The organism is Dokdonia ponticola (assembly GCF_042653865.1).
In the GTDB taxonomy this organism is placed as follows: Bacteria; Bacteroidota; Bacteroidia; order Flavobacteriales; family Flavobacteriaceae; genus Dokdonia; species Dokdonia ponticola.
In genome coordinates, this window is sequence record NZ_JBHSFV010000016.1 from 66,512 (window position 1) to 83,049 (window position 16,538).

Below are 16,538 nucleotides of genomic sequence, written 5' to 3' on the forward strand. Positions count from 1 at the left end.
TTATACGTATTGTTTTTGAGATTTGAAAAAGAGCTGTAATACAATGATATTCATGTAGTGTAATACGGCTAAAATAAGAATAATACCCCCTGAATGTGTGGCAATGGTGTCTATGATATTGTGTGGATTATAGACCGTTTTCCAAGTCGAGATACTATAAATGACGTATCCTATATTGACCAGGTAATACCCTGTTAATAGTATGTTGTTTATGTATAGGCATAATTGTGCATTGTTAGGCATAAGATGTAAGACAAAAATGTTTCCGTTGCGATAGCATATCAGTCCGATTTTATAGATGATAAAAACCATAATACACCCATAGATAAAGTAGGTGATGATGTTATAATTCATCTGTTGTAATTTTTGACGGTAGATCTTTTTGTTTCTTTAAAATAAATAGAAAACCAATAGCGAGTATAGCTGCAATACACATAGCGATAGCATACGATGTGTCTGTTCCTATATATAGAATCCCTAATGAAAGACCTACTAAAAATGGATACATACTAAGATACTTGCGTGTGGAGGGATCGGTACGTTTCCACATAGTCAGAACTACCAAGTAGGATATTACTTGAACAATTCCGGTTATCGTCATAAATAAAAGAGCGAAAAAAGGAATTACAATAAGTATGAGATTAATACCAATGATAACTTTATTGATGTTATATAGTAGTTTCATAATCGTATTATTTTTCTGCGGTGATGAGGTAGTATCCAAAATCGTTCATGTGTAATCCAGAAGTCAACGCATAAAAGGATGCTTTTAAATTATCCCAACTTTGCTTTTTAATAGGTTCTCTCTTGAGTAGTTTTTTTAAAAGAAATAAGGGAATCGCAAAGGGGACGTGAAATACAGATGGTGCTACACGAAACGATATGTCTTGAATAGTAACTTTTGAGAAACCTATTTCTTCTAAGTTTTTTTTGACTTGCGCTATCTCCCCAAGTCCTTCCAAACTCCATTTTTCACAAAGTTTTTTATAACTATAGGAACTACCAGGGCATAATTGGTCAGGTGATTTTTTTAATAAGGCATCTCCTATAACCAATCGTTTGCCAGGCCGTAGTATTCTGTAAGCCTCTTTGAGGGTATCTTTACTATGACCACTATGACAAAAGCTTTCTATCGCGATAGCGCCATCAACACTATTTGATGGTATGGACGTTTTTCTAAAGTCTTCTTTCACAATCACTGCAGGAAATTTTTTTAACAAGATATTTCCTTCTTTTACTTGAAAATCAGAAAGTGTCACTCCTATCATCGATAACAAAGGATGATTTCGCAAGAAGTGACGCATAGTACCTCCCATCCCACACCCTAAATCGGCTACGAACTGTTTTGAATGAGAGAGATTCAGTCTTTTTAGCACCTGTGTATTCATTTCATTGAGCATGGTATCTCGACGGAATAGATTTGTTTTTCCAATTGAGAAGTATCCAAAATGCATATTAAAATCCTGACTCCAAAAGGTGTAGTCCTCTGTAGCCTCATCATAAAAGGTTTTTATTTCCTTGGAGGTTGCATGGGTCTTTTTTAGATCGGTATGTGTGGTATGTGATAAGGTTGTGTTCATCTTACATTATATTATAATTTGTATACTGTTGTTTTTCTTGATGCACCGTATGAATCATAAACGTGAAGTACATCAAAAGCGGGACAGGTAAAACCATCCAGAGCTTTGGAATAGGGAGGTAGCAACTTATCAGAAACAGCACAAGACCCCCTATGTATAACTGAAAACGAATACTATTAGGGTGTAAGAAAAAAAGAATACTCCCAGTAATGCCTTGAAAAACTCCAATAACAAATATCAATAACAGCGTTGTCATCCAAAGCCCATTGCTAATAAGACCTGATATCCCTGATGAAATGGTGAGTACGAGTAGAAAGATGTTGATGTATTTAATAGTTTTCATAATCAGAATGTTTTAAAGTTTCAGAAAATAGTGAAACTTTAGATTAAAAAAATAGATACTATTCTTAGACTCAAATGGGTATTATCCCATTAGCTTTAGAATCGTCTTTGTGATCCAGTTTTCTTTTTGGTCAATTATTTTTTCTAACATATTATCGGCTCTTGAGACAAAATCATACAGTTCTTCTGTCTTTGCTTTAAAATGAGCCGCTTTGGTTGATTCTTCGGCATCTATAGCACTTATGTCCTTTAAAACACGTAACGTAGGTTTGATTTCTCTTCGACTTCGTTCTTTTGCTATTTTTCTTGCGAGTTCATCGATATTGCCTTCAGCAGAGAAAAACTCCTTACGTTCTCCTGGCTTGTATTCTTTAAATACAATACCCCATTCCATGAGCGAACGTAAATTCATGCTTGTATTTCCTCTGGAGATTTGAAGCTCTTCCATAATATCTTCCATACTTAATGCTTCGGGAGAAATCATAAGCAAGGCATGTATTTGTGCCATGGTCTTATTGATACCCCATTGAGAGCCTAAAGCTCCCCATGTTTGGATGAATTTTGATTTTGCTTCAATAAATTTCATATTTCAAATATACGAATATTTTTAAACTTTCAAAACATATTGAAACATTTATAAGTTAAATAATGTATTGGTAGTAAAAATCGAAATCGAATTTGAAATCGAAGTTGTTGGAAGCTGGAAGTCTGAAGCGAAGTTTTTGAAATTTGAGATTTGATTTTTTGGAATTTGTGATTTTTCGGGTGCTGGGGCTTGTTGGGGAACGCTTTTATAGTTTACTGCAAACTGAGACTGAAAACTGTGTGCTATTTTTTTTGTAATTTGATTTTTTTAAGAGTTGAGATTTTTAATTTGCTATTTACTGAACACTGAATAGTGAACACTATTCCTCATCATTTTATTTCGCCGAAAGGCAGAAAACAAATAGTATCGAAATCACATCGATTGCTTATTTTTACCCTGTGAAGGTATGTGTCATTTCAAGCGTATGGGTAGAACCGCAGTCATCGGCGGCGGGGAGTCGGATGCTTCAAATATTAGATATCTTCTTAGACAAAGATTTCGAAGTAACGTATGCCTCAACGGCTTCACCGAGTGAGTTTGCCATTAACCTTACCAGAAAAGGAATTACCACCACTATCATCAAACTTAACGATCCGAGTTTTGATACCTATCTACAAGAACAACAACCCGACATTGTGCTGTTTGATCGGTTTATGGTGGAGGAGCAATTTGGTTGGCGTGTCGCGCAACAATGCCCAGATGCCTTGCGCATTCTGGATACAGAAGATTTACATTGTCTGCGTAACGCAAGACATCAGGCTCTCAAAGAAAACCGTCCGTTTGTTAACAGCGATCTGTTTTCCGATATTGCCAAACGAGAAATCGCAAGCATCTACCGCTGTGATCTCACGCTCATGATCTCTGAGTATGAAATGGAAGTGCTTCAGAATGTTTTCAAAGTGCCTAAAGAATTACTGCATTACCTGCCTTTCCTTGTTGCTCCAGTCTTAGGTGAGTTTGTTCCTTTTGAAGAACGTGCCCATTTTATTGCCATTGGTAATTTTTTACATGCCCCCAATTGGGATGCGGCATTGGTTTTGAAGCAAACCATTTGGCCCGCAATTCGTAAAATGATTCCTGATGCACAGCTCCACCTGTATGGAGCCTATGCTTCAGAAAAAGTGCTTCAATTGCACAATCCTAAAGAAGGGTTTTACGTCAAAAGAAGAGCTGAAGATGCTCATGAAGTCATTTCAAAAGCTAAGGTCTTATTGGCTCCTTTGCGTTTTGGTGCGGGTCTTAAAGGCAAATTTATAGACGCGATGCAGTGCGGTACGCCAAGCGTGACGACACAAATTGGGGCAGAGGCCATGCAAGGAGATTTTACCTGGGGCGGATATATAGAAGATGATTTTTCCGCTTTCGCGAAAGCGGCCACCACCCTCTATACCGATAAAAACCTCTGGAAAGTAGCTCAAGATCACGGACGCATCCTGATCAATAATCGCTTTCAGAAAAATGATTTTGAAGACGATTTTTACGATACAATAGAAAATTATAGGAATACACTTTTATCCCGCCGACAGCAAAACTTTACAGGACAAATGCTTCTACATCATACGCTACAAAGCACCAAGTTCATGTCCAAGTGGATCGAAGAGAAGAATAAAGGAAAGTAAATGAATTTGTTGTCATCCTGAGCTTGTCGGAGGAAATTAGGATGTCAAAATTTTAAAAACTTCGACAGGCTCAGTTTGACAAAATCAAGGAGTTATTTTTCCTGAATCAACCCCGCTCTCCTAAGCAACGCCTCTGGTTGAGGTTCTTTTCCTCTGAAACGTTTGTACAAAGTCATTGGATTTTCAGTGCCGCCTTTGGATAAGACATGCTCTTTAAATTTCTGAGCAATTTCTACATTGAAAATACCGTTTTCTTTAAAATATTCAAATGCATCTGCATCTAAGACTTCTGCCCATTTATAACTGTAATATCCAGCAGCATACCCACCTTGAAAAATATGAGAAAACGATGTACTCATACAGGTTTCTGGTGTCTCAGGGTATAAACGAGTTTCTGCGAATGCTTGAGTTTCAAATGCCTTTACATCACTGATTTCAGAAGGGTCTTGACCATGCCATGCCATGTCCATGAGTCCAAAACTGATTTGGCGCAAGGTCTGCATTCCTTCCTGAAAAGTTGCCGAATCCTTTATTTTCTGTACCAACTCCATCGGAATTACTTCCCCTGTTTCGTAATGTGTCGCAAACAATTCTAACGCTTCTTTTTCATAACACCAATTTTCTAATATCTGACTCGGAAGCTCTACAAAATCCCAATACACAGATGTTCCGGATAGGCTAGGGAAGGTGGTATTGGCAAGCATTCCATGAAGTCCATGACCAAATTCATGAAATAGCGTCGTTACTTCATTAAAAGTCAGCAGCGAAGGTTTACTCGAGGTAGAAGGAGTAAAATTACAGACATTAGAGACATGCGGACGTTCATTTACACCGTCTTTTATCATTTGTGATTTGAATGAGGTCATCCAAGCACCCCCTCGTTTTCCTTTACGTGGATGGAAATCCGCATAAAACAACGAAATAAAGCTTCCGTCTGCGTCGAGTACGTGATAGGTTTTTACTTCTTTATGATAGGTATCTACAGTAAATACTTCTTCAAATTGAAGTCCAAATAACTTTTCAGCCACCTTAAAAACCCCAGTAATCACGTTTTCTAATTTGAAATACGGCTTTAGTTGTTCATCATCCAGACTAAATAATTTTTGCTTTAATTTTTCCGAATAATAAGCGCTATCCCATTTTTGTAAGTGGTCTATGTTATCTTCCGCTTTCGCGAAATTTTCTAATTGTGCAAATTCTCTTTTGGCAGCAGGTTTTGCTTTTTCTAAAAGAGTATTTAGAAACGAAATCACCTTTTCAGGTGTTTCTGCCATACGCTCTTCGAGAACAAAATGCGCATGTGTTTTGTATCCTAGTAGATTGGCACGTTCATGACGCAATTGCGCTATTTGTAATACATTCTCTTGATTGTCAAATTCATTGCCTTTAAACGCTTTGCTGCCAAATGCAATGGAAAGTTCTTTTCGAAGGGCTCTATTTTTGGCATACTTCATAAAAGGAATATAGCTTGGGTAATCTAACGTAACTACCCATCCTTTTTTCTCTCTTCGCTCTGCTTCATTGGCTGCAGCCTCTTTCGCACTTTCTGGTAACCCATCGAGATCACTTTCATCTGTTAGGTGTAATTCATACGCATTGGTTTCTGCAAGTACATTTTCCCCAAAAGTGAGTTTTAATTTGGCCAAAGCAGCATCTATTTCTCGTAATCTTGTTTTTTTATCTTCAGGGAGATTGGCACCATTTCGCGCAAAGCTTTTATAACTTTTTTCTAAAAGGGTATTTTCTTCTACAGATAGATTGAGCGTATCTTTTTGATCATACACACTTTTGACCCGCGCAAATAAATGCTCGTTAAGGGTAATATCATTTCCAAATTCAGAAAGTAAAGGAGATACTTCTTGTGCTATTTTCTGAATTTCCTCATTGGTTTCTGCGCTATTCAAATTGAAGAAAATACTAGAAATCCGGTCCAATTGCAAACCAGAGTAATCAAGCGCAACGATAGTATTCTCAAAGGTAGGAGCTTCTGTTGATTGTGTAATAGCATTTATTTCTTCCCTAGCCATACGAATCGCCTTTTCAAATGCGGGTTTGAAATGTTCATTTTTAATACTAGAAAAAGGAGCCTCATTAAAGGGTTGTAGAAGTGGATTATCTGCTATGTTCATGATGAACGGATTTTAATTAGAATTAATTTGTGTGTTTCGTCGATGTTTTTGTGTATTTCACCTATACTTTATAGTTACTGATCGATTATTTAGTGACAAGTCTTGATTAGATGATATCTTTGACGTGAGTTTTAGTGAGAATTCCCCAATTCAATGTAACATAAGTAAGGTTTGATTATATTTAGGATGGTTAATAAATACGATTTCATACCCCAAATACATTGATAAAGACCACTCGAAAGAGTGGTCTTTTTTATTTTGAGTTATTGTAGACTTTTTGCTCCTTGAATTACTTTTTGTTTCAGTTCTTCTTTGTATGCAATAATACGATCTCGGATATCTGTATTTGTCGCTCCCAAAATTTGTGCAGCAAGGATCCCAGCGTTTTGAGCTCCGTCAAGAGCTACTGTTGCTACAGGAACTCCTCCTGGCATTTGTAAAATAGATAAAATAGAATCCCACCCATCTATAGAATTACGTGATTTTACGGGGACGCCTATCACAGGAAGTGGTGACAAAGAAGCTACCATACCAGGTAAATGTGCAGCACCACCAGCACCAGCTATAATAACATTGATGCCACGTGTGTGTGCATGTTGGCCATAATCGAAAAGTTTTTCAGGGGTACGATGCGCACTTACAATATCTACTTCTGTTGTGATGTCTAAATGCTCAAGAATATCAATGGCTTTTTGCATAACAGGGAGGTCACTTGTACTTCCCATAATAATTCCTACTTTCATATTTTGTATATCTTATATTCTTTTATTCAGAAATTACTTTAATCATTTTTTTAACAGCTTCTGCTGTTGTTCTAGCGGTACTAAGATCTTGATCTATAATAGTTACATGTCCCATTTTTCGGAAGGGGCGTGTTTCTTTTTTCCCATAGATATGGGCAGTAACCCCATCCATTTCCATGATTTTTTCAATATTCTTATAAAGAACTTGTCCTTGATAATTTTCTTCCCCCACTAGGTTGACCATCACTGAAGCGACTTTGCTAGCAGTTTTGCCCAAAGGTAGATCTAAAATCGCTCGGATGTGTTGTTCAAACTGATTTGTGTAGCTTCCTTCTATACTGTAATGCCCACTGTTGTGAGGTCTTGGTGCGACTTCATTAACTAAGATTTCATCGTCTTGTGTCTGAAACATCTCTACCGCTAGTAATCCTACGTGTTCAAACGCTTTTGATACTTTTTCGGCAACCGCTCTTGCTTTTTCGGCAACCGCATCATCAATACGTGCAGGACAAATGACATATTCTACTTGATTAGCTTCTGGATGAAATTCCATTTCAACAACGGGATATGTAATCACCGCTCCCGATGGATTTCGAGCGACAATGACTGCGAGTTCATTTTTAAAAGGAATCATGGCTTCGGCAATACACGGTACTTCGGGTAAGGTTTCAAAGTCCTGCGCTGTTCGAATTACAGATACTCCTTTCCCGTCATAGCCTCCTGTACAGGATTTCCACACAAAAGGATAGGAGGGTGCATCTGCTAGAAGCGCACTTGCTGTCTCATATCTTTTAAAAGGTGCTGTAGGAATCTCTTGATCTGCATAAAATTGCTTTTGCACGCCTTTATCTTGTATTTTTCGTAAGGTATTGGCAGATGGGTATACAGTGATTCCTTCTTTTTCTAGGGTTTCAAGTGCGTCTACATTGACAGATTCTATCTCAAAAGTGAGTACATCTACTTGGCGTCCAAAAGCGACCACTGTATCGTAATCCATAAGACTTCCTTGCTCAAAATGATCACAAGCAATTCTTGCGGGAGCTTCAGCACTCGGATCGAGTACATGGGTTTGGATATCATATTTTCGGGTGTCATATAGCATCATTTTGCCTAATTGACCACCGCCTAAAATTCCCAGTTTAAATGGAGAAGAGAAATAGTTTTTCATAAGAGTACGCTCTCAACAACGTTGAGGTTTATGCTGAGCCTGCCGAAGTACGACAAGCATAAAAATTAAAACTCAAAAATACAAAAAACCTAGTTTCTAAACTCCTATCTACCCACCAGAATTTAGAAGCTTTTAACGAGTTTATGTTTTAAGGAATCCTAATTTGTGATTTGTAGTTTTCAGGTGGTATCTTTGCGCATTTGGAAAAAGGTATGAAAACAATACAATTACACGATCTTACTTTTGAAGAATGCATCTCAAAAACAGAAGTGCAGCAAGCCGTAAATGGTGTGGCTGTTCTTATCAATGATACCTATAAGGAGAAAAGGCCTGTGTTCCTTACGGTGCTTAATGGTGCTTTTCTTTTCGCCGCCGAGCTGATAAAAAAGTTTGATGGTGAGTGTGAGATGAGTTTCATAAAGGTAGCTAGTTATGACGGGATGAAGCAAAATGATGAAATCTTCACCGTGATGGGCGCAGAGCCTTCATTAAAAGGGCGTGATGTTGTCGTCATTGAAGATATTGTAGATTCTGGTAATACAATAGAGACTATCATACAGATTCTTGAACAAGAAGAAGTAGCATCGTTTAGAATTGCCACCTTATTTTACAAACCAGAAGCTTATACAAAACCATATACCATAGATTATATAGGGCTAGAAATTGAAAATGATTTTGTAGTAGGGTTTGGACTAGATTACAAAGGACTAGGCCGTAACCTTACTTCTATTTATAAACTTAAACAACCAAACATGAAGAACCTTGTTTTGTTCGGCCCTCCAGGTGCCGGTAAAGGAACGCAAGCAGAAGTATTAAAAGAAAAATACAATCTCGTACATATCTCTACTGGAGACGTTTTTAGATACAACATAAAAAATGCAACTGATCTAGGTTCATTGGCAAAATCATATATCGATAAAGGACAATTAGTACCAGATACTGTAACCATTGATATGCTAAGCGCAGAGGTTGAGAAAAACCCAAACGCAAATGGCTTTATTTTTGATGGTTTTCCTAGAACAGAAGCGCAAGCCGATGCACTCGCAACCTTACTTGCATCAAAAAACACAGAAGTTGCTGCGATGGTGGCATTAGAAGTAGATGATGAGGTATTGGTGCAACGTCTTTTAGAAAGAGGAAAAACGTCAGGACGTCCTGATGATGCTGATGAAACAGTGATTCGTAACCGTATCAAAGTATATTATGCAGAGACGGCGATCTTAAAAGGATACTACGAGAAGCAAAACAAATACCACGGCGTAGATGGTGTAGGAAGCGTGGCTGAGATTACAGCACGTTTAAGCGCTGTGATTGATACGCTTTAGAAATCGAAATCGAATTTGAATGTGACATTTAATGTACTTTCAATAAAGGGTTTTTCCGCTTTCGCGAACCTGCCTGACGGCAGACAGGAGCGTATAATAACATAATAAAAAGGAATAGTTGTCTACACATAGAGTAGCAGCTTTTTGAGTTTTAATTTTAACAGACCATCACTTTTTTTCAAAAGTGATTATATACATGGTAATTTGGAATTAGATTTCTATTACCTGAGAATTAGAAAAAATGACTGAAGGAAATTTTGTTGATTATGTAAAAATTCATGCCACTTCTGGAAACGGAGGGTCTGGCTCTGCGCATTTACATAGAGAGAAGTTTATAGAAAAAGGAGGTCCAGATGGTGGTGATGGTGGTCGTGGAGGTCATATTATCGTGAAAGGAAATAAAAATCTTTGGACCTTATTACATCTCAAGTTTAAAAAGCATTCTCGTGCTGGACATGGAGGAAATGGTTCTAAATCTAGATCTACAGGACATGATGGGCAAGATGAATATATCGAAGTGCCATTAGGAACGACCCTAAAAGATACTGAGACAGACAGGGTTATTTTTGAAATTACAGAAGATGGACAAGAATTTATCGTCGCAGAAGGCGGTATGGGAGGTCGCGGAAACTGGCATTTTAAAAGTAGTACCAACCAAACGCCTCGATACGCACAACCAGGGATAGATGGATGCGAGGTGCAGCTTACTTTAGAACTTAAAGTACTAGCAGATGTTGGATTAGTTGGGTACCCAAACGTAGGGAAGTCCACATTACTAGCGGCGATTACTGCAGCAAAACCAAAAATAGCCAATTACGAGTTTACAACGTTAAAGCCTAACCTAGGGATTGTGCAATACAGAGATTTCAGATCTTTTGTGATGGCAGATATACCTGGAATTATAGAAGGTGCCGCCGAAGGAAAAGGCATTGGGCATCGTTTTTTACGTCACATCGAGCGTAATTCTACGTTACTATTTATGATCCCTGCAGATGCCGATAGTATTTCAGGTCAATATGATATCTTGCTTCACGAGTTGCAAAAATACAATCCAGAAATGCTGGATAAATCTCGCCTTATCGCTATTTCTAAAAGCGATATGTTGGATGAGGAGCTCAAAGCAGAACTCGCCGAAGAGCTTGACAGGGAATTACCTATTCCCTACATGTTCATCTCTTCCGTTGCTCAGCAAGGTCTTGTGGAGTTGAAAGATGCACTTTGGAAGATGTTAAATGAGGAGTAATATCTTATAAATCACTTCCTTTAAGATAGATTAATCTGTATGTTTACAGCAAATTAGCTACACATGAAGATATCTTTACTTTCTTTTATTTTTTTATTCTCTTTTTTTGTCGGATTTGGACAGTGTAATGACGGTGATATTATTTTGAATACTCAAGAAGAAGTCGACAATTTTTCTGTTCTATATGGAAATTGTGTATTAATTAATGTGATAGTAAGTGGAGACGATATTACTGACTTAACTCCACTTTCTGATATTGTATCTATAGCAGGTGATTTAAATATATCGAATAACGATCAACTTAGTACTATTGAGGGATTAGAAAATCTCTTTGATGTGATCCAAATAATTATTGAAAATAACCCTCAGTTATCAGATATCACAGCGATATCAAATGCTCTTGATAATGATTTTGGTATAGGATTGATTATAAGAAACAATCCTGTTCTTGAGACCTGTAGTTTTGTTTCTATGTGTAATTTTTTGAACACAAATGTTATAGAAGCTACTATAGAAAATAATGGAATAGCGTGTAGTAATCTAGAAGAGGTTCTTGAAAATTGTAATACAAATCTCAATATAATTTCTGGAAACATACTATTTGATTTTGATAATGATGGTTGTACTACAGATGATTATGCGGTAGGGAACATTTTAGTAGAAACGACTGATGGAATTTCTTCACAAACGTCAATAACTGATGATCAAGGCAATTTTTCATTATTTGTAGAAGAAGGGGTCTATACAACCTCACTATTAAGCGGATCTTTACCTTCTATCTTTCAATCAGTTCCAGAAGCTATAGAAAGTACTTTTGAGGGAGGAGGAAATGAAGATGCAATAGAGTTCTGTGTAGAAGCTGCAGAAATTATAAATGATATCTCTGTAACTTTAATACCACTTCAAGAACCACGACCTGGATTTGATGCTAGATATATCATATCATATTCTAACTTAGGTTCTACAATAGAGAGCGGAACGATTACTATGAATTTTGATGAAGAAATTTTATTTTATGAAAACTCATCACTACCTCCAACGATGATTAGTGAGACTTCTACTGAGTGGGAATATAATGAAATGTTACCTTTTGAAACGCGTACGTTTATAGTAATATTTGAACTTTTTATACCTCCCACTGTTCAAGGAGGAGAAATACTTTCTTCACAAGTAGTTTTAGACACTAGTAATACAGATGATATTATTTTAAATAATGTTTCTAATATTAGAGAACTTGTGGTGAACTCGTATGATCCTAATGATAAACAGGTATTACAAGGCGAACGAATCTTAGAAGAAGAAGTAGGGAATTATTTAGACTATGTAGTGCGTTTTCAAAATACAGGAACAGCAGATGCTATTAATGTCATTGTAACAGATACCTTGAGTGATAATCTTAATTGGAATACACTTCGTATTTTAAGTTCAAGTGATGACTATCGTGTAGAAATCACCAATGGCAATGAAGTCACTTTTATATTTGAAAATATTAACCTTCCTCCAGAAGAACAGGATGAAGAAGGAAGCAACGGGCATATCGCTTTTCAAATACGATCAAATGATGATCTTGTTTTGGATGATGTTATAGAAAACACTGCCAATATTTTCTTTGATTTTAATGCACCTATTATCACAAATACAGTGGTGACAACTGTTTCTTTACCGCTCTCATTAGAAGATAATATACTTCAAAATGCCATCACCATCTACCCTAATCCTACAGTTGATATTTTAAATATTACATTGTCTTCTGACATACAATTACAGTATGTAGACGTATTTTCTGTAACCGGAAACAAAGTGCTAAGTACTCAAAACATATCGATTGATTTTATGACACTTGCACAAGGAATCTATTTTGCACGTATTCAAACTAACCAAGGGACTGTGGTCAAAAAAATAGTTAAGAAATAGTAAAATACAATATAACTCATATCCTTTTGTTTACTTTTAAACAAATACTATAGTATGCGGATATTCATTTTAGTTTGTATAGCTGTTTTTGTATCAAGTTGTGGATCTACATTTGTAGATTATGACTATGATGAGGCAGTCTCTTTTGATGATTATAAAACGTATCAATATGATTTTAGAGAACCTACAGGACTTTCAGAGTTTGATGAGCGTCGGTTGATACGATATACAGACAGTATTCTAGAATCTAAAGGATACACAAGAACAGATTATAACAGCCTTTCTATTAAGATACAAGCGTCAGAGTTTGAGACTTCTTCTCGTAATACACTAGGTGTTGGTTTTGGAAGCGGTGGCGGTAATGTGGGTGTAGGTGTAAGCGGCGGAATTCCCATTGGAGGTCGTGAACAGCACTTGCAAATAACCTTAGAGTTTTACGATATGGATCATGGGGCAAAACTGATTTGGCAAGCGATTAGTGAGAGTGATGTGAAGGTAAAAACAACACCCGATCAGAGAGATGCATACTTTAAGAAATTGGCAGAAAAGATATTCAAGAAGTACCCTCCTGGATCTTAACTTTTATAATCATTAGCTTGACATTATTTCGTATATATTTGCAAAAATCATCAATTCTATGAAGTGGTTCCTTATTTTATTGTTTCCTATATGTTGTTTTGCACAAGGGAATACGGTTGATGCCGCTTTCGCGAAAGCGGAAACCTACTTCCATACCAAAAAATATAATCAGGCAAAACCTATTTTTCAATCCTATCTGAAGCAACACCCAAATGATCTTAAAACGCTAGAATACTTGGGAGATATTTATGGGTTTGCAGAAGATTGGGATGCTGCTATAGATTACTATAAAAAGCTCGTAGAACTTTCTCCCGAAGTAGCCAATTATCATTATAAATACGGAGGTGTTTTGGGGATGAAGGCATTAGCGATCAATAAAGTCAGGGCATTAGGGCTTATAAGTGATATTAAAGAAGCTTTTGTGACCGCTGCAACCCTTGATCCTAGGCATGTGGAAGCGCGCTGGGCACTGGTAGAATTTTATATTCAGTTACCAGGAATTGTTGGCGGAAGTGAGAGCAAGGCAAAAAAATACGCAAATGAATTAAGTGTCTTATCTCCCGTAGATGGCCACCTCGCACACGGATATATCGCTGAATATAACAACAAGCCAAAAGAGGCTGAACGTCATTACAAAAATGCAGTACATGTTGGTGGATCTGTTGTTTGTTATACAAAATTGTATGAGCATTATGAAAAGAACGATGCGCCAGAAAAAGCGATTCAAGTCATAGACGAGGCTCGTAAAAAGCATACCTCAGAAAATAGGTTACATTACCAATTAGGGAAAATTGCGGGGCAATATGGGATTGGTTTAGATCAAGGGATTGAGTGTTTGGATAAATATATTATGAACTACTCCGCTGCTGATGGTGTTCCCAAAGATTGGGCATATTATAGACTTGCTCAAATCTACAAGCACAAAGGTCAAAAGCAAGAAGCCGTTACTTGGATTAAAAAAGCATTGCAAGACCGCCCTGATTTTAAAGAAGCACTCGCTGAAAAAAGATTAATAGAAGCTCTTTAGTCTTTTAATAAATAAGGGTTGATATCGAGTATGTTTTCTTTTATGTACGAATTAATAAATGGGGTGGTAAGATGTGCGCTTCCCAAGAGTTTATTTTCTTGTAAGCGTGTTTTAATATCCAATTCTTTATACTTTTTCAGATAGGGTATTGATAAAGGGGCATAGCTGTAATGCCAGGGCTCATGTTTGAAACCTTTACGTCCCAGAGTATCGGTGTATACGAGATAAAACCCAAAACTATTAGCATGTTTATCCATCCATTCTTTAAATTTACAAAAGGGACCTGTGCCGTAAAATTTTGAAGGGACTAACACATCTCCCGTTACTTTTGGGGTGCCATCTATTAAGTCTATATCTGTACCCCAGTGATGTCTTGAAGTGCCCGGAATTGTAGAGTATTCTATAATTTTTTTTATGGAGTCTGTAGGGGAGAGTCCGCTTTCGCGAAAGCGATTATATTTGCGTTCCCAAATTCTATTTTGGTGTGCATAATCCCGGTAGCTAGAAATCACTTTAACTTGAATTTTGTCTTGTAAAGCAGCTGTTTTTAACCGTTCAAAAGCAGTAGCAGCTTCAGGTCTTAGTCTGTATCCTGTGCCAGAAGTTAAAAGAGGATTTCCTTTTCCTAGTAATTCATCTTGAGAGATTTGAGTTTCCAGAATAGATGCGTATAGTGCTGAAGAAAGCGTAGTGGCAATACTGCCTAGGAGTATTGCTTTTGTAAACATTCTGCGTTTCATGTTAGTTCTTTTTTCATTAAAAAATGAGGGCCTACCAACGGAATATCAAATTCAGGACCAACTATTGTATATCCTAAGTTTTTATAGAAGGAAACAGCTGCGATTCTAGCGTTAAACCATAGCAAGGTGCAACCTTTCTTTTTAAGAATATCCTCTCCTTTTTTCAATAGTAGTTCGGCGATGCCTTTTTTTCGAAATTCGGGTAATACCGCCATGCCTCTTAGTCGGTGTTGCTTCCCAGTAAAACTTTCTTTTTCATCCTCCATAAATGAGGCAACTCCAATAATAATATTTTGATAGTACATGCCGACGTGGAATGTTGATGGTTTTTCGTCGGCTTCCATGTAGACATCTTCTAGTGGTCTTCCTTTTCTAAGGACAGGATGGCGGACAGGCCAAGTCTCTTCGGCAGTAATTTGTTTTAATGTGTAATCAGGATTATCAATACGATATCCTTTTGCTGGAATTCCGTCATAATCAAAGTCTTTCAAAAAGTACATCCCACATTTTTGAATCACACTATGTGAAGCCTTGTTCTCTTGATGGGCGTGTGCGACTAGAAACGGATACTTCAAGGTGTTAAATGCATATTGGATGACTGCTTTGGCACTTTCGGTAGCGTATCCTTGATTCCAGTAACATTGATAGAAACGAAACCCAATATCGACCACGCGCTCTTTGGGATGGTATTTTAAACCACACCAACCTAAAAATTCATGATCAGATATACGTATCACTGCCCAACGACCGATTCCTGTTGTTGTGTAGGCATCATAGTTTTCTATAAATGTATGAGCACTATCTAGATCTTTAAAGGGAGTGTCTCCAGTATACTTTATGACCTCAGGGTCTGCATTCATCTGAAAGAAATGAATACCGTCTTCTTTCTTAAATGAACGTAGGAGAAGTCTATCGGTGGTTGTAATAGGTGTATTCACTAAGGTTTATTTCTTTATGCTTTAAAAATAGAAAGAAAGTGGTACCTAGCCTAACAGTATGTCTGTATTTTTAGATACAAATACATATTGATGATCTCTAAAAATTAATGTATTTTTAATTTAATTTATTTGAGATAAATTTTTGCAAGTTGATAAAAATGTATATTTTTGCCACCGCTTAACTAACGGGAGTAGTTCAGTTGGTAGAGCGTCAGCCTTCCAAGCTGAATGTCGTCACGCTTGTAGCGTGATCACCCGCAGGAAGTAGTTGTAGATTGATTTAAAATATTGAAAATACCTTTAGATTTGCATTCATTATGTAAATTTATAAAACGCGGGAGTAGCTCAGTTGGTAGAGCGTCAGCCTTCCAAGCTGAATGTCGCCGGTTCGAACCCGGTCTCCCGCTCCACAAGCCTCATAGAAATATGAGGCTTTTTTTATGCTTGTATGTTTTTTCGCGTAAGCGTACCTTAAAAATGGATCAAGTCCAAAACTTGTGGGATTTTAGGATTATGCAAAAATAGTAGATAATCTAAAAAGGAAGAATTCTACATTTCTAACACCTCTGAATTGTGCTCTAAACGCTTTTATCTTGGCATTAAAA

16 protein-coding genes and 1 tRNA gene are annotated in these 16,538 nt (G+C 37.1%); 7 read left to right on the forward strand and 10 right to left on the reverse strand.

Annotated features, from left to right (window positions below; genetic code table 11):
- The 5 genes from ACFO3O_RS20170 to ACFO3O_RS20190 all read right to left on the reverse strand — a co-directional run bounded on the left by ACFO3O_RS20170 (window position 1) and on the right by ACFO3O_RS20190 (window position 2,508).
- The gene (locus ACFO3O_RS20170) at window positions 1-354 is read right to left on the reverse strand and encodes a hypothetical protein (RefSeq protein ID WP_379982237.1); all 354 of its coding nucleotides are present in this window, start codon (window positions 352-354) and stop codon (window positions 1-3) included.
- Window positions 344-685 (reverse strand): hypothetical protein, encoded by a 342-nt coding sequence (locus tag ACFO3O_RS20175; protein ID WP_379982239.1) that lies wholly within the window; start codon window positions 683-685, stop codon window positions 344-346. The genes ACFO3O_RS20170 and ACFO3O_RS20175 overlap by 11 nt, the downstream gene beginning before the upstream one ends.
- A gap of 7 nt (window positions 686-692) precedes the next feature.
- Window positions 693-1,580, reverse strand: coding sequence for a methyltransferase domain-containing protein (locus ACFO3O_RS20180; protein ID WP_379982241.1), 888 nt, complete (start codon window positions 1,578-1,580; stop codon window positions 693-695).
- 1 nt (window position 1,581) lies between these two features.
- Window positions 1,582-1,923 (reverse strand): hypothetical protein, encoded by a 342-nt coding sequence (locus ACFO3O_RS20185; protein ID WP_379982243.1) that lies wholly within the window; start codon window positions 1,921-1,923, stop codon window positions 1,582-1,584.
- Between the two features lie 81 nt (window positions 1,924-2,004).
- Window positions 2,005-2,508, reverse strand: coding sequence for a GbsR/MarR family transcriptional regulator (locus ACFO3O_RS20190; RefSeq protein ID WP_379982245.1), 504 nt, complete (start codon window positions 2,506-2,508; stop codon window positions 2,005-2,007).
- 398 nt (window positions 2,509-2,906) lie between these two features.
- Between ACFO3O_RS20190 and ACFO3O_RS20195 the strand changes: the two genes are divergently transcribed.
- Window positions 2,907-4,127 carry a glycosyltransferase family 4 protein gene (locus ACFO3O_RS20195; protein ID WP_379982247.1) on the forward strand — a complete coding sequence of 407 codons (1,221 nt, stop codon included), beginning with the start codon at window positions 2,907-2,909 and terminating at the stop codon, window positions 4,125-4,127.
- A gap of 92 nt (window positions 4,128-4,219) precedes the next feature.
- Here ACFO3O_RS20195 and ACFO3O_RS20200 read toward each other — a convergent pair whose 3' ends face one another.
- From ACFO3O_RS20200 to ACFO3O_RS20210, 3 genes are all read right to left on the reverse strand, one after another.
- Complete coding sequence (locus tag ACFO3O_RS20200) at window positions 4,220-6,256, reverse strand: M3 family metallopeptidase (protein WP_379982249.1); 2,037 nt, start codon at window positions 6,254-6,256, stop codon at window positions 4,220-4,222.
- A 263-nt stretch (window positions 6,257-6,519) separates the two neighbouring features.
- Window positions 6,520-6,999, reverse strand: a complete 480-nt coding sequence (purE, locus tag ACFO3O_RS20205) for a 5-(carboxyamino)imidazole ribonucleotide mutase (protein ID WP_379982251.1) — start codon at window positions 6,997-6,999, stop codon at window positions 6,520-6,522.
- 22 nt (window positions 7,000-7,021) lie between these two features.
- On the reverse strand, window positions 7,022-8,167 hold the full coding sequence (locus ACFO3O_RS20210) for a 5-(carboxyamino)imidazole ribonucleotide synthase (RefSeq protein ID WP_379982253.1): 1,146 nt from the start codon (window positions 8,165-8,167) through the stop codon (window positions 7,022-7,024).
- 212 nt (window positions 8,168-8,379) lie between these two features.
- Here ACFO3O_RS20210 and ACFO3O_RS20215 point away from each other — a divergent pair, with 212 nt between their 5' ends.
- From ACFO3O_RS20215 to ACFO3O_RS20235, 5 genes are all read left to right on the forward strand, one after another.
- Complete coding sequence (locus ACFO3O_RS20215) at window positions 8,380-9,492, forward strand: adenylate kinase (protein WP_379982255.1); 1,113 nt, start codon at window positions 8,380-8,382, stop codon at window positions 9,490-9,492.
- A 241-nt stretch (window positions 9,493-9,733) separates the two neighbouring features.
- The gene (obgE, locus tag ACFO3O_RS20220) at window positions 9,734-10,735 is read left to right on the forward strand and encodes a GTPase ObgE (RefSeq protein ID WP_379982257.1); all 1,002 of its coding nucleotides are present in this window, start codon (window positions 9,734-9,736) and stop codon (window positions 10,733-10,735) included.
- 63 nt (window positions 10,736-10,798) lie between these two features.
- A complete protein-coding gene (locus ACFO3O_RS20225) occupies window positions 10,799-12,649 on the forward strand; it encodes a T9SS type A sorting domain-containing protein (protein ID WP_379982259.1) in 1,851 nt (616 codons plus the stop codon).
- Between the two features lie 54 nt (window positions 12,650-12,703).
- Window positions 12,704-13,228, forward strand: coding sequence for a DUF4136 domain-containing protein (locus tag ACFO3O_RS20230; RefSeq protein WP_379982260.1), 525 nt, complete (start codon window positions 12,704-12,706; stop codon window positions 13,226-13,228).
- Window positions 13,229-13,286: 58 nt separating this feature from the next.
- The gene (locus ACFO3O_RS20235; RefSeq protein ID WP_379982262.1) at window positions 13,287-14,255 is read left to right on the forward strand and encodes a tetratricopeptide repeat protein; all 969 of its coding nucleotides are present in this window, start codon (window positions 13,287-13,289) and stop codon (window positions 14,253-14,255) included.
- Here the strand turns inward: ACFO3O_RS20235 and ACFO3O_RS20240 are convergent.
- Entirely contained in the window at window positions 14,252-14,995 is a 744-nt protein-coding gene (locus tag ACFO3O_RS20240; RefSeq protein WP_379982264.1) for a M15 family metallopeptidase, read from the reverse strand. The genes ACFO3O_RS20235 and ACFO3O_RS20240 overlap by 4 nt on opposite strands.
- Window positions 14,992-15,933 (reverse strand): GNAT family N-acetyltransferase, encoded by a 942-nt coding sequence (locus ACFO3O_RS20245; RefSeq protein ID WP_379982266.1) that lies wholly within the window; start codon window positions 15,931-15,933, stop codon window positions 14,992-14,994. The genes ACFO3O_RS20240 and ACFO3O_RS20245 overlap by 4 nt, the downstream gene beginning before the upstream one ends.
- A gap of 334 nt (window positions 15,934-16,267) precedes the next feature.
- Between ACFO3O_RS20245 and ACFO3O_RS20250 the strand changes: the two genes are divergently transcribed.
- Window positions 16,268-16,343 (forward strand) — tRNA-Gly (locus ACFO3O_RS20250).
- Window positions 16,344-16,538: the final 195 nt, after the last annotated feature.

Bases quoted from the DNA above. Each gene is read 5' to 3' on its own strand.
- ACFO3O_RS20215 (WP_379982255.1), top strand. From the start codon at position 8,380: ATGAAAACAATACAATTACACGATCTTACTTTTGAAGAATGCATCTCA.
- ACFO3O_RS20210 (WP_379982253.1), bottom strand. From the start codon at position 8,167: ATGAAAAACTATTTCTCTTCTCCATTTAAACTGGGAATTTTAGGCGGT.
- ACFO3O_RS20225 (WP_379982259.1), top strand. From the start codon at position 10,799: ATGAAGATATCTTTACTTTCTTTTATTTTTTTATTCTCTTTTTTTGTC.
- ACFO3O_RS20185 (WP_379982243.1), bottom strand. From the start codon at position 1,923: ATGAAAACTATTAAATACATCAACATCTTTCTACTCGTACTCACCATT.
- ACFO3O_RS20175 (WP_379982239.1), bottom strand. From the start codon at position 685: ATGAAACTACTATATAACATCAATAAAGTTATCATTGGTATTAATCTC.
- ACFO3O_RS20190 (WP_379982245.1), bottom strand. From the start codon at position 2,508: ATGAAATTTATTGAAGCAAAATCAAAATTCATCCAAACATGGGGAGCT.
- purE (WP_379982251.1), bottom strand. From the start codon at position 6,999: ATGAAAGTAGGAATTATTATGGGAAGTACAAGTGACCTCCCTGTTATG.
- ACFO3O_RS20240 (WP_379982264.1), bottom strand. From the start codon at position 14,995: ATGAAACGCAGAATGTTTACAAAAGCAATACTCCTAGGCAGTATTGCC.
- ACFO3O_RS20200 (WP_379982249.1), bottom strand. From the start codon at position 6,256: ATGAACATAGCAGATAATCCACTTCTACAACCCTTTAATGAGGCTCCT.
- obgE (WP_379982257.1), top strand. From the start codon at position 9,734: ATGACTGAAGGAAATTTTGTTGATTATGTAAAAATTCATGCCACTTCT.
- ACFO3O_RS20235 (WP_379982262.1), top strand. From the start codon at position 13,287: ATGAAGTGGTTCCTTATTTTATTGTTTCCTATATGTTGTTTTGCACAA.
- ACFO3O_RS20180 (WP_379982241.1), bottom strand. From the start codon at position 1,580: ATGAACACAACCTTATCACATACCACACATACCGATCTAAAAAAGACC.
- ACFO3O_RS20170 (WP_379982237.1), bottom strand. From the start codon at position 354: ATGAATTATAACATCATCACCTACTTTATCTATGGGTGTATTATGGTT.
- ACFO3O_RS20230 (WP_379982260.1), top strand. From the start codon at position 12,704: ATGCGGATATTCATTTTAGTTTGTATAGCTGTTTTTGTATCAAGTTGT.